The 12,961-nt window shown below is 70.1% G+C and carries 10 protein-coding genes; 5 read left to right on the forward strand and 5 right to left on the reverse strand.

From position 1 onward, the window contains the following. The first annotated feature begins 62 nt into the window (after positions 1-62). Positions 63-344, forward strand: a complete 282-nt coding sequence (locus ACF073_RS35575; RefSeq protein ID WP_392075619.1) for a hypothetical protein — start codon at positions 63-65, stop codon at positions 342-344. On the opposite strand, the gene ACF073_RS35580 is transcribed toward ACF073_RS35575, so the two are convergent. Then, on the reverse strand, positions 341-2,779 hold the full coding sequence (locus tag ACF073_RS35580; RefSeq protein ID WP_392075620.1) for a Tn3 family transposase: 2,439 nt from the start codon (positions 2,777-2,779) through the stop codon (positions 341-343). The two genes, ACF073_RS35575 and ACF073_RS35580, sit on opposite strands and share 4 nt — an antisense overlap. Positions 2,780-3,111: 332 nt before the next feature. Here ACF073_RS35580 and ACF073_RS35585 point away from each other — a divergent pair, with 332 nt between their 5' ends. Continuing rightward, positions 3,112-4,131, forward strand: a complete 1,020-nt coding sequence (locus tag ACF073_RS35585; RefSeq protein ID WP_392075621.1) for a recombinase family protein — start codon at positions 3,112-3,114, stop codon at positions 4,129-4,131. Positions 4,132-4,209: 78 nt separating this feature from the next. Here the strand turns inward: ACF073_RS35585 and ACF073_RS35590 are convergent, their stop codons facing one another. After that, positions 4,210-6,522 carry an FtsX-like permease family protein gene (locus tag ACF073_RS35590; protein ID WP_392075622.1) on the reverse strand — a complete coding sequence of 771 codons (2,313 nt, stop codon included), beginning with the start codon at positions 6,520-6,522 and terminating at the stop codon, positions 4,210-4,212. Further along, complete coding sequence (locus tag ACF073_RS35595; RefSeq protein WP_392075623.1) at positions 6,519-7,253, reverse strand: ABC transporter ATP-binding protein; 735 nt, start codon at positions 7,251-7,253, stop codon at positions 6,519-6,521. Before ACF073_RS35595 ends, ACF073_RS35590 begins: the two co-directional genes overlap by 4 nt. Before the next feature lie 118 nt (positions 7,254-7,371). Between ACF073_RS35595 and ACF073_RS35600 the strand changes: the two genes are divergently transcribed. From ACF073_RS35600 to ACF073_RS35610, 3 genes are all read left to right on the forward strand, one after another. Then, entirely contained in the window at positions 7,372-8,214 is an 843-nt protein-coding gene (locus ACF073_RS35600) for a sensor histidine kinase (RefSeq protein ID WP_392075624.1), read from the forward strand. After that, positions 8,211-8,939, forward strand: a complete 729-nt coding sequence (locus ACF073_RS35605) for a response regulator (RefSeq protein ID WP_392075626.1) — start codon at positions 8,211-8,213, stop codon at positions 8,937-8,939. The genes ACF073_RS35600 and ACF073_RS35605 overlap by 4 nt, the downstream gene beginning before the upstream one ends. A gap of 589 nt (positions 8,940-9,528) precedes the next feature. Beyond that, on the forward strand, positions 9,529-10,692 hold the full coding sequence (locus ACF073_RS35610) for an ATP-binding protein (protein ID WP_392075627.1): 1,164 nt from the start codon (positions 9,529-9,531) through the stop codon (positions 10,690-10,692). 95 nt (positions 10,693-10,787) lie between these two features. On the opposite strand, the gene ACF073_RS35615 is transcribed toward ACF073_RS35610, so the two are convergent. After that, positions 10,788-10,913, reverse strand: coding sequence for a hypothetical protein (locus tag ACF073_RS35615; protein WP_392075628.1), 126 nt, complete (start codon positions 10,911-10,913; stop codon positions 10,788-10,790). Between the two features lie 283 nt (positions 10,914-11,196). Next, positions 11,197-12,174: a helix-turn-helix domain-containing protein gene (locus tag ACF073_RS35620; protein ID WP_392075629.1), complete on the reverse strand. Its 978-nt coding sequence runs from the start codon at positions 12,172-12,174 to the stop codon at positions 11,197-11,199. Between the last annotated feature and the right edge of the window lie 787 nt (positions 12,175-12,961).

A 12,961-nucleotide genomic window follows, 5' to 3' on the forward strand; every position in this document is an offset into this window, starting at 1 on the left:
GAAAACCGGCGTAGCTGTCAAAATTTTTGACGGGTCGTGAGCTGTGCTGCCAGGGTGTGCGGGTGAGCGATGACCCGACGATCGGTTTCCTGAAGTCGGATGTGGCGCGGTTCTGCGCCGGTCTGGATGAACTGGCTCCGGCGATCCGGCTGCGGCTGCTCGTTCAGCTGCGGGCCGCGCTGGATGAGGTGACGGACGCGGCCTTGGACGAGGGGATGGCCGCGGCGAAAGCGGAGGGTTGGGGGCTGCGGCAGATCGGCGGCCAGGTGGGTCTGTCGCACGAGAAGGTCCGCTACCGGCTCGCCCAGAGCGCGCGCCAGGGCGAGCCGGGCGGGGACGCCTAGATCGTGGTGGCGGTCCTCTCAGGCTTGGCGGTGGAGCGGAGCTGTCCGCCTTGGACCTCGTTGGGCAGAGCGAAGCTGTAGCGGCCGTGGAAGTTGATGTGCGCGAACTTCAGCGGTGAGAGGCGGGCGAGGTCCTCGTCACGGACGTGGATGCCCTCAGCCCGCATCTCTGCGATGATCTTCTGGAAGTAGACCGTGTTCCACAGAACGACGACATTGAGCATCAGCCCCAGCGCCCCAAGCTGATCTTCCTGTCCCTCCCTGTACGCCTGCCGCAGTTCGCCCTTCTGGCCGTGGAAGATCTTCCGGGCGAGTTCGTGGCGGGATTCCTGCCGGTTGAGCTGGGTGTTGACCCTGCGCCTGAGCAACTCATCGGTGAAGTACGAGGACAGGTACGCGCTGCGGTCCAGGCGGCCGAGTTCCATGACGGCCTTGCCGGTCGGGGTGGGCTTGCCGCCGGGGGCGAGGACGCGCAGGGCCTCAGAGGCTTTGATGGTGCCGGAGTGCAGGGAGCCGGCAAGGCGGAGCATCTCGTCCCAGTGGGCGGTGATCTGCTTGAGGTTGATCTTGTCGCGGGTGACCGGGTTGAGCGGCCCGTAGTCGGCGTCCGGGTCGGCGCGGTAGAGGGTGGCGCTGCCGACGTCGGCCAGGCGTGGGGAGAACTGGTAGCCCATGAGGCGAAAGAGCCCGAAGACGATCTCGCTGGCGCCGTGCGTGTCGGAGGTGATCTCGACGGGCCGCAGGGCGGTCTCCTGTTCCAGCAGGCCGTCGAGGATGTAGAAGGAGTCGCGCTGGGTGCCGGGGATCAGGATGCCGTGCAGGCCGCTGAACTGGTCCGAGAGGAAGTTGTAGAACGTCACCCCGCGTCGGCGAGTGCCGAAGTATTTCGGGTTCGGTCCGGAGTTGAGGGTGCGGATCGGGGTGATGAAGCGCAGTCCGTCGGCGGAGGCCAGCTCGCCGCCGCCCCACGCCTGTACCAGGGGCAGGCGCATGTGGTAGTCGACCAGGCGGGCGTTGGCCGCGCTGAGGGTCTGGGCGCGTACGTAGTTCTGCTCGACCCAGAACAGCCGGTCGCGGCTGAGCGCGTCGACGCCGTCGTGGACGATCGGCTCGATGCCGACGTTGGTGGCCTCGGAGGTGAGGACCGCGGCCACGGACAGCTCAAGGTCGGCCATGCGGGAGTTGGCCTCGGAGACGTGGGTGAAGTCGCCGAGGTAGGGCACCCAGGAGTTGACCTCCAGCACGATCTCGGGAAGGTCGACGGCGGGCATTCGCGCCTCGATCTCCTTGTTCAGCTCGACCAGGGAGGCGGGTTCGTCCAGGCGGTCGAGGCCTGTGAGGATGATGCGGTCGCGGCCTCCTTGCTGCTCGATGCGTACGGCGGGGTTGGCGGCCAGGCCGTCGGCGAAGTCGCGATGAGCCTTGTCGAGCCGGGCGGTCCACTCGGCGAGGATCTTGTCGGGCTTGGGGTCGAGGTCGAGTTCCTCGCAGACCCTCGTGCGGGCCGCATCCCACGCGGCATCGCCCAGCAGGCGGGCGTTGGGGTTGCCCCACTTGTGCAGGCCCGGCACGAACACCTCGTGCCGGTGCAGCGCGGAGCGCAGGGCCTCGGCGGACGCGACGATCAAAGCGCGCTTCTCCACGCTGCCCACGGGCATCGGCGGAGGCGGGAAGACCAGGCGCCGCCAGGCGGAGGTGAGGACCTTGGCGGTGGCGTGACCGCCGAAGGAGCGCAGCGACTCGTAGCGTTCCAGCGCTTTGCCCACCCCGCGCGCCGAGATGTCGCGCGGCGAGCGGCGCAGCCGGTCCAGTTCCGAGAGACGCTTGCCCGCGGGGACGACGACCAACTGTTGCAGCTGCTCGGCCTGCTCGGCGGTGGGCGCGGCGGCCAGCGTCGCCCACAGGCGTTTCTCGGCCCGCTCTCGGGTGCCGGACACCAGCCGTTCCAGCACGGTCACCCCGGGCAGCACCACTTTCTTGTCCACCAGGCGCTTGGTGGCCAGGTCGAACAGCAGGGTGGGGCGTTCGTTGCCGATCCAGGCCCGCTGATACATCCAGCGGGCGAGCGCGAACCACTGGTCGAACTCGAACTTGGTGTACCCGTAGCCCTCGCGGATCTGGTCCTGGTGGTCCCAGCGGGCCTCCCCGCTGCCGTACCCGGCGAACGCACGTGGCTCCAGCCCGAGTTGCTCGGCGACATAGGCGACCACCACGGCGGGCACCTCTTCGGGGTTCTCCAGGAAGGTGCCCAGGTAGCGGATGGTGCCGAGCTGGACGGCCCAGCCGATCCGGTTCCTCGCGCCGCGGGCGGCCATAGCCCGGCGCCGCGCGGTCTGATCCAGCAGGAAGGACCCGGCGAGCTGTCCCTCGTCCGGGTCCTCGGTGAAGTGGCCGAAGCGCCTGCGCTGTTCCTCGCTCAGAAAGTTGGTCGGCACCGCCCGCTCCTTGATCGTCGGCGTGATTCGCGCGCGACGGTGCCAGGTGACCCGGCGGAGCGTGAGGTGATCTGCGATTGCAGCCCAGAGCATTACCCCATGTGATAGATGGGGCAGCCCAGGCGGGAGGTGCGTGCGGGGTCTTCCGGGCGGCCCGGTGGGGCTTGACCACCCATGCCCGCAGCGGCTCTCACAAACGTTCCTTTGTCGGAGCAAGATCAAGAACGGGCCATCGGGACACCGTTGATCTTGGATCGGTTCTCAGAACCCGTTCTCACTCAAAGAGGTGAGCTACCCCCTTCTGAGAAATGTTTGTGACAAGATCCAGGGGCATGACGGACCCTCAAGAGCCTTCCGCGACCGACGCGGACGAAGTCGAGCGCCATCCCTGCCCCCGCTGCGCGGCCGAGCCCGGCTCGCCGTGCCGCTCGCGTGGCGGCGCGGTCGCAGGCACCTACCACACAGGCCGCTTCACGAAGGTGCCTCGGCTCGTCAAGCTGCTACGAGTGCCGACCCCGGCCGACCGGGGCCCGGGGCAGTCGTGGCGGCCCGGCACCCCGCCCCCGGCGCCGATCGACCCGGACACCCCGAGCGCGGACATCCGCATCGGGTATGCGAGATGCTCGCACCTGAGCCAAGAGCTCCAGTCTCAGCTGGACGCCCTCGCCAAGCACGGCATCCCGAGGGACAAAATCTTCAGCGAGAAGATCAGCACCCGGGTGCGGGTGCGCCCGCAGTTCGAGGCTGCGCTCAAGGCCGCCCGGGAGATCAAGGCCCATGCCCCGCACTGCCGGGTCATCGTCACGGTGTACGAGATGAAACGGCTGGGACGCGATGCCGCCGAGCTCACAGCCCTTGCGGACCACCTCACCGCGCACGGCCTGGCGCTGGAGATGCTCGCAGGCCCCCTCCAGGGGATGTACGACCCCAGCGGCGCCGGGAGACTGCTGTTCGCGTTCTTTGCGGCGATGGCGGAGACCGAGCGGGAGAACATCCGGGAGTCGACGCTGGAAGGGCTCGACACCGCGGCCCGCAAGGGCAAGCACGGCGGCCGGCCCGCGGTCATCACCGACGACATGCTGCACACCGTTCTCCGGCGCCGGGCGAACGGCGAGTCCGTCGAGCAGATCCGGCCCGACCTGATCATCCCCACCGGCAAGCGCAAAGGCCAGAACCCTTCCCTGGCCAGCATCTACCGGGCGCTCGCCGAGCACGAGAAGGCCCAGGCGTACCCCGAAGCCGTCGAAGCCGCCCACGCCGACTTCGCCGCACTGCAAAACGCCGAGCGGCCGGGCGACGGCATCCCCAGCCCCCGCCCGGCCGCAGCAACAGATAGCGTCAGCTCGCGCTGACTGCACGCGGGGCATTTCCGCCCGCCCTGCCAGGCCGGGCGACGCCCCCGCTCGTCGCTCGGCCCGGCAGGGCGTGCGTCACTCGTTGTGCAGTACCTCGGCGATCGGCAGTCGGGCCGCCGTGCGGGAGGGGAGCAGTGCGCCGAGGACGGCGATGAGGACGCCCGCCAGCGCGACGGTGATCAGTAGCGGGGCGTGCCACACGTTGATCATCGAGTCCGTGAACACCAGGATGGTGATGTTCTCGACGATCAGCCGGTGCGCGGCCATCCCGAGCGGGACGCCGATGATCCCGCTGACCAGACCCAGCCCTGCGACCGAGGTCACCGTCATCGCGACCACCTGGCGCGGGGTCATGCCGATCGACTTGAGCATGCCGAGGTCCCGGCGGCGCTCGCGGATGTTCAGCAGCACGGTGTTGAAGACGCCGAGGGCGGCGACCACGCACAGCAGCACGGTGAAGATCGTCGAGAAGCTGATCACCGAGGCGATTGGGCCGTTCACGTCGTGCGTCACCACGTTCGGGTAGAGGCCGGGGTCGGCGTCCTTGATCGCCTTGACGTAGGCGTCGGCGTCCGCGCCGGGGGCGAGCCGCACGACGTACTCGACCACGTGCAGTTCCACTCCGGTCCCGGCCAGCGTTGCCGCGTTGGACGCCACCGCCCGGGCGTTGCCCTGGACGGGCTCGCCGACGATGGTCACGGGCAGGAGCCGGCCACTGACGTCCAGGGTGATCCGGTCGCCGAGTTTGACTCCGTGCTGGTCCAGGAACGCCGGTCCGGCAATCACCTCGCCCAGCCCGGTCGCCGGGCGCCCCTTGGCCACGTGGAGTGGCCGCTCGAGGGCGTCGCCGCCGTAGAAGTCGGCGAACACCGGCTGGGTGTAGCCGACCAGGCCGACCCGTTCGAACGCGCGCGAGGTCACCTGGTCGGATCCGGGCGTGGCGCGCAGCACGGCCTCGATCTGGGCGTCGGTCAGCTTCGGCACTCTCTGGTGGGCGTCGGCGGCGCCGACCTGCACGTGGACGAAGGTGCGGCCGTTGTCCCCGCCCGGTGGCTGCATGGAGGCGAGCAGCGTGCCGGTCAGGCCGGTGGCGAAGGTTACCGTGACCACGCCCAGCACGATGGACGCCATGGTGAGCGCCGTCCGGGCCGGGCGCGCGAAGGGCTGGCCAAGGCCGAGGCTGCCCGAGCGTGGCAGCCGCGTGCCACTGAGCCAGCGCTGGACCCGCAGGCCGCGCCCGGTGCGCGGCGCGCTGCCGGCGGTGATCGCCTCGGCCGCGGAGATCCGATGGGCGCGCGAGGCCGGCAGGAACGCGGCGAGGGCGACCAGCAGGGGCACGGCGACCAGGCAGGCAACCGGCAGCCAGGCCGGGGGCGCGAGCGCGGCGGTGCCGGTCTCGATCCCGTTGAAGGCCATGTCGACGATCGGGCGGGCCAGCGCCCAGCCGGCGACCGTGCCGAGGACGGCGCCGGCGATCGCGGGCACCGAGACCATGGCGAGGTAGACCGCGACCACCTGGCGCGGGGTGAAGCCGAGCGCCTTGAGCACGCCGATGTGGCGGTAGCCGGATACCACCGCGCCGCTGACTACGTTTCCGACGATCAATACCGCGACCACCAGGCCGAGCGCGCCGAAGACCGACATGAACGGCAGGTAGGCGTCGGCCGAGGCGGAGAACGCCTGCTTGAGGGTGAGGTAGGACTGCGCGCTGGTCAGCGCGTCCCCAGGCAGGCCCTCGGTGGCCTTCGCCAAGCCTGCCTTCAACGCGTCGTCGCTCGAAGCGTCGGTGAATCGGTAGAGCATCTGCTCGGCGGTGGGATGCAGGGCGGCCATCTGCTCGGGGGTGACCCAGCCGCCCGCCGAGTTGCTCATGCTGTCGGCGATGCCGACCACGGTGAGCGGCGGGGCGCCGGTGGGCGCGATGGTCTGGCCCAGCAGGTTGTCGAAGGTGCCCCGGAAGCCCATGTAGACGACGACCTCGCCTGGCCTGGTGGCCCAGCGGCCTGCGGTCAGCTCCACGCGGTCCACCGGGCCTGCCGGGTCGGCTCGGCCCACCAGGGTGATCGACCCGGGCGCGTGGCCCAGCCAGTCCGTCGGGATGTTCAAGGTGACCTGGGCGAACGGCCCGGCGGCCGCCTCGACGCCCGGCCGGTGGGCGCTGGCGGCCAGTTGCTCCGCCGGGGCCTTGGCGGCGTCGAAGGTCGCGACCATGTGGGCGCCGCGCTGCACATCGAAGGCGGCGTCGAACGGCGCCCGGGCGGCGCTCATCACGGCGAGCGCGAGCAGGATGGTGGTGGTCGAGCAGAAGACGACCAGTCCGATCACGATCGTCTGGACCTTGCGCCGTTTGACGGCCGCGCGCGAGGCCCGCCACACCGCCCCGGTCATGCCGTGTGCTCCGAGGGCTCCAAAGAACGCTCGCGGGCCACGCGACCGTCCGCGACCTCGACCAGCCGGCTGGCGCAGCGGGTGGCCAGGTGCGGGTCGTGGGTGACGATCAGCAGGGTCTGCCCGATCTGGTTGAGGTCGATCAGCAGGTCCATCACCTGCTCGCCGGAGCGGCTGTCCAGGGCTCCGGTCGGCTCGTCCGCGAGCAGCAGCGCCGGACGGTTCATCAGTGCTCGGGCGACAGCTACGCGTTGGCGCTCGCCGCCGCTGAGGGCGGCCGGGTAGGTGTCCTTGCGGTGGGCGACGCCGAGTTCGTCCAGCAGCTCCAGGGCGCGCCGGCGGGCCTGCCGGGCGGAGATGCCGGTCAGCTGGGCGGCCAGGGCGACGTTGTCGAGTGCCGGCAGGTCGTCGATGAGGTTGAAGAACTGGAAGATCATGCCGATGTGCCGGCGGCGGAACAGTGCCAGCCCGGTCTCGTTCAACTGCCCCAGGTCCTGGTCGTGCACCTGGACCGTGCCGCAGGTGGGCCGGTCCAGGCCGGCGACCATGTTCAGCAAGGTGGACTTGCCGCAGCCCGAGGGGCCCATGACGGCGACCGCCTCGCCCGCTCGGATCCGCAGGTCGATTCCGGCCAGGGCCTTGGCGTCCCCGAACTCCTTGTGGACACCGGACAGCTCGACGACGAGCTGCGCGCCGTCCTGCCGGGTGGTCCCGTCGTGATCATTGCTCATGGCACACGACGGTAGGAGCGGCGGGGCGGGCTGGGCGTCCCACTCCAGGTGTAACTGTCCAGGGCCGTAGTACCGGGGATGTACACAGGCGGCACCCCCGGTTGATGTGGATCACGGCGTGAGCTGGGAAGCTGGCGGCATGTGGGGAGCGGAAGCGGGCTGGACCACCGCCCTGGTGGCGGCAGGCGCGGCCGGCTGGCTGGCCGCGGCGCTCGCCCGGGCGCGCCGCGCGTACCGGGCGGCGATCGGCGAGCGCGGCTGGCTGCTGGAGCGGGAGCGGCAGAGTGCCGCGCACACGGCCGTCGACGCCGAGCGGGCCAGGATCGCCGCGGAGCTGCACGACATCGTCAGCCACAACGTGAGCCTGATGGTTGTGCAGGCCGGTGCGGCCCGTGAGGTGCTGGCCACCATGCCCGAGGAGGCAACGGCCGCGATGACCGCCGTTGAGACCGCCGGGCGGAACGCGATGACCGAACTGCGACACCTGCTAGGCCTGCTCGCCCCCGCGCCGGACGGCGCCGACGAGCCGGACCGGGACGGCTTCGCGCCGCAGCCGAGCCTTGGTCGGCTCAGCCCGCTGATCGACCGGTTCGCCTTCGCCGGCCTGCCGGTGGAGGTGCGGATCTCCGGCGAGCCGCGGCCGCTGCCGGCCGGAATTGACGTGACGGCGTACCGGATCATCCAGGAGGCGCTGACCAACGCGCTCAAGCACGGGGACGGAGTGAAGGCGGAGGTGACGGTGCGCTACGCGGACCACTACCTGCGGGTGGAGGTGCTGAACAGCGGGCCGAGCGTGCTCACCGGGGATGCGGCTGGTCCCGAGCGGCGGGCCGACGGGACGGGGCGCGGGCTGCTCGGCCTGAGCGAGCGGGTCGCCGTCTACGGCGGCGACCTCGACGCCCGGCGCCGCATCGGCGGCGGCTTCCGGGTCCGCGCGCGCATCCCGCTGGACCGGCCGTGACGGACGCGCCCTCAACCGGCCAGCTCGGGCCCCGGGTCGTGATCGCCGACGACCAAGAGCTGGTCCGCACCGGGTTCCGGATGATCCTGACCGCCCGCGGGATCGACGTGGTGGGCGAAGCCTCCGACGGCGCCGAGGCGGTCGCCAAGGTGCTCGAACACCGGCCGGACGTCGCGCTGTTGGACATCCGGATGCCCGGAATGGACGGCCTGGAGGCCGCCCGCCGGATCCTCGTCCAGGTCCCCCGGTGCCGGGTGATCATGCTGACCACCTTCGACCTCGACCACTACGTGTACGCCGCCCTCGCCGCAGGCGCCAGCGGCTTCCTGCTCAAGGACGTCACATCGGCCCATCTCGCCGCCGCCGTACGCCTGGTGGACACAGGGGACGCGCTACTCGCGCCCTCGATCACGCGCCGGCTCGTCGAACGCTTCGCCACCGGCGCCCCCACCCTGGCCGCCTCCACCGAAGCCCCGGCACCGCACCGCGACTTGGCCCCGCTGACGCCGCGCGAGCGGGAGGTGCTGACACTGCTGGGGCATGGCTTCTCCAACAGCGAGCTGGCGAGCAAGCTGACGCTCAGCGAGTCGACGGTGAAGACGCACGTGGCGCGGATCTTCGCCAAGCTCAACCTCCGCGACCGCGCCCAGGCCGTGGTTCTCGCGTACGAGACGGGCCTGGTCTCGCCGGGTGGGAGGCAGCAGCGCCCGGTGCGCGGACGGTGACCCGGGCCAGGTTCCGCTCAGAAGCGTCCTGAGCCACCGTCGTTCCACATCAGTCACGGACGACCGAGACCTCAGCATCGTCGTCCCAACGGACATGCTTCGCCGTGGGCGGCAACCTACGCCGCCCGCCCTGCCGCGCGCCGACGATCGTGGCAAGCTCCCCCAACAGGTGGCACCTCCAGCGAGTGCACCGAACACCGGACGTCAAAAGTTTTGACAGCTATGCCGGTTTTCTGTTCCGTTCCTACCCTGACCCCGTGGTCACGCCGGGGTTCGACGAGGACGGCGAGGAGACGCGGCCTCGGCGGCTCCCCTGGAACCGGACTGTTACCCGGGGCGAGGTGCCGGACACAGGAGGATCTCGCCGACGTCGAAACGGAGGCCTCGGAGCTGCTGGCAAGGGTGTCGTCCACACCCTCGACGGGGCCGCGGCCGCACTCCGGCGATGATTCGCGCCCCCTGGGCCGACTGCCTGCGGACAGCCGCTCCCACGCCTGCCCGCGCCATCGGAGAAACGACTCTGAACTGGTGCTTTCCTGGGACTCGCCTAGCCTAGAGAGTTCTGCTGGACAGCATCGGAGGGGACATCATGAGTGAGGAAGCCACCGAGTACGACGCCAGTCATATCCAGGTATTGCAGGGGTGGGAAGCCGTTCGCAAGCGGCCCGGGATGTACATCGGCTCGACAGGTGAACGCGGCCTGCGCCAGATGGTGTTCGAGGTGGCGGACCGGGCGGTGAACGAGGTACTGGCCGGGCGTGCCGGTTCCGTTGACATCACTCTCACAACGGACGGCGGCGTGTGTGTCGCCGACGACGGGCCAGGTGTTGCCATCGGCGAGACGGGGGACGCCGGCGGTCCCGGGCTCGAAGCCCTGTTCAGCCACATGCAGGCCGGGGCGCGAGCCGGAGGCCGCCACGACGTGGCGCTCGGCTTCTGCGGCGCGGGGCCCAGCGTCGTCAACGCCCTGTCGCGCCGGATGACGGCCGAGGTGCGGCGCGCGGGAACGCGCTGGGTCCAGGAGTTCGCGCGCGGCGTGACCGCCACCCCGCTCACCGAGGCGGGGACGGCGACCGGAAGCGGGACCACCATCGCCTTCTGGCCCGACGCCGACATCTTCGGAGCCGCGGAGTTCTCGTTCGACCGACTGGCCGAGCGCTTCAGGGAACTGGCCTTCCTGAACCAGGCCCTGGAGATCTCCCTGACCGACCTCCGCCGCCCGGATGCACCCCGTTCGGTCCGGCTCCGCTTCCCGGGCGGGGCACGGGACTTCGTCGCCTTCCTCGACGGCCACGCGGCGGCGTCCGCCCCCATGGACACCATCGCCTTCGAGCGCGAGGACCCTCGGATGGCGGGGGTGATGGAGGTGGCCTTCCGCTGGTGCGGCTGCCCTGAGGAGCGGGTCCGGAGCTTCGCCAACAGCCGGCCCACTGTCGACGGCACGCACGCGCTGGGCTTCCGCGACGGGGTGACGGCCGCGGTCACCGCGTACGCACGGGAGCAGGGGCTGCTGACGGCCGCGGACCCCGGCTTCGACGCCGATCGGATCGGCGAGGGCCTGACGGCGGTCGTGTCGGTGAAACTGGACCATCTGGAGCTCGAGGCCTCCACCCACGACGTGCTGGGCAACTCCGAAGTGCGCGCGTGCGTCAGACAGGCCGTCCAGGCCCACCTCGGCAGGTGGCTGAAGGAGCAGCCGGAACGGGCCGCAGCCGTCATCGACCGGATCATCCAAGGTGCCTGCCGGGACTGACCGGCAACGGACCACCTGCTGGTTCGCGAATAGCGGGATCGGCAGGGCCGCCGGGAGCATGCCGACGCTCGTTCAGGCTTCGGTGCGCACCCGGACTACGCCGCCGACGCCCAGGGCGAGGCCACCGCGCCGGGCAGGGCGTAGCGGTGGCTGTGGCCGAATCCGCCCCGCCGCCCGACCGCGCTGGTCATCAACGCCTGCCCGGCCGCGGCGGTCGTCAACGCCTTACAGTCTGGCGCCAGCTCCTCCTCGGCACGGCCGTGTACGGCGTAATCCCCTGCAGTTCGCCCCAGGCGGCATGAGCGCGCGTCCGGGATGGTGGGTGCGGCGGCCTTCCTTCTTCCTTCAGAGCGCGGGCTGCTCGGGCCAGAGCGCTCAGACTGACCCCTCCGCCGACCAGGCCGACGCGACATCCGGCGGCCATCCGTCAGTGTTCGACACCGAACTCGTCGAGGCCGCCGGCGCCCGGTCTCACCGCGCGGACCCGTGTCCCGCCTGGGTGCTTCAAGCCCCGAACGGCATGGGTCCCGGACCGCGCCTGCAGCGGCGCGTCATCGATGCATCCGGCGTCACCACGCCTGCGTCGCGTCGCTCGGCCACGGCCGGCCGGCCGCCGATGCCGACAAGTACAAGGGTGAGCCGGGTGAGCCCGAGGGCTTGCAGCGAACGCGGTGTTTCCTCTACCAGGCGGCATCCCCGGAGCCCGACGCGCGGATCGGGGTGCCTCAGTTCGCGGATCGCGTCTTCGTGGTGAATGAGGTCCGCTCCGCAGCCCATCACCCAGTCGGGCATGTCGTTGAGGTAGGCGTCGCGAAGCGCGGGGTCAAGGTCCACGTCACGCCGGATGGCCAGAAGGCCCTGGTCCTCGCCGTAGCGTTCGAGACTGGAAAAGAGTTGCGCAAGCATGGCGAGTTGCCATGTCAGGTGATCGGTCAGCACGGAAGGGGCATCTGGATGGAACAGGCCGAATCGCAGGAAGTTGCACGCGGGCATCGCAGTGGGATGAGGCCGGACGTCTCGGAACAGATCTTGGTAGGCGGCGTTCGCCATCTTGACGTCCCAGCGCTGGTCGATGACCAAGGTGGGCAGTGACAGCGCGTCCAACATGACGGTGTAGTCACCGACGAAGGCATCCACGGATGGATCTTGCGGTTCGGGCCGCCGGAACCTGGCCCGCACATCAGGCTGCGGCGCTCGACCGACGGCATACAGAAACAGGCGGGCACTGTGGTACTCGGACATTTCGAGAGCCTCGGCGAGCGCGTACAGCTTCTCGTCCGTCCACTCCTTGACGTGACCCCGCTCCCAGTTGCCGTAGGCGCGTTCACTGATGCCCAATCGCTCGGCGACCTGGACCTGGCGGAGGCCGAGGTGCTCGCGCCGGCCCCTGAGGAAGCTCTGCAGACGATGCGCCTGCATCTCCGCCGCCGCGCCCTCTTCGGTCCTCTCCCTGTATAGGGCACGGTTTGTTTTCCCGTGCATGTATATTCTCCCCCTCGTTGAATGCGGGCTCGTATTGGCCAAGGCGGGCCCGGCCTTGGCGACCCCACCGTCCAAGAGGAGCTCGAATCCCGGGCCGCGCGCAGCGCCGGATCCGCGACTGGCCCGGTCGACCAGGCGCAGGAGATCGACCGTGAGTGCCGCGTTCCCTCGGTACGACCAGACCGCCCAGCAACGTCCTGCTGCCCTCGCCAGAAGAGTGCGGACAGATGACCGCCAAGCGCGTTGGCCTCAGACCGTGTTGACTCGCGATCCGCTGGGCACGGAGCATGGCTGAGAACCTCGACTGGATGTGAGGAGACTATGCAGCGGGCTGTTTCTCGCTCACCGGTGCTACTGCCCACGAGGTCATGCACGAGTCCTTCGAAGACGCGTCGGCAGATGCGGTCCGGTTCGGTTGCACACCGGCCCGCCCTCGTACGGGCGCTGCGCTGCGCCGTCAACCACCCCCGCTCCCCCTGACCGATGTCCCGTCTGCGCACCTGTCGGGGCTGCGACGAAGCATCGGCCATGCAGTCCCTCCGGCAATCGCTTCCAGAAGTGGGAGGTTGCCGCGTGGCGGCTCCCGAGAGATCGTTCCCCCTGCGGCTTCGCAGGCGTTCCTCACTCCACGCGCACAATGCGGAGCGCAGGGTTGCGATCGCGCTTGCGATCCTGCCCGGCGCTCCCCAGCGTGTCAACTAAAGTACACACAGCATGCTGCGGTCAGACCGAAAGACGAGGTTGTGAACAGACACGAGGTGGACCACGTCCGGGTCATGCCCGGTTG

Origin of the sequence: Streptomyces sp. NPDC015171, from assembly GCF_043079545.1 — a bacterium.
In the GTDB taxonomy this organism is placed as follows: Bacteria; Actinomycetota; Actinomycetes; order Streptomycetales; family Streptomycetaceae; genus Streptomyces.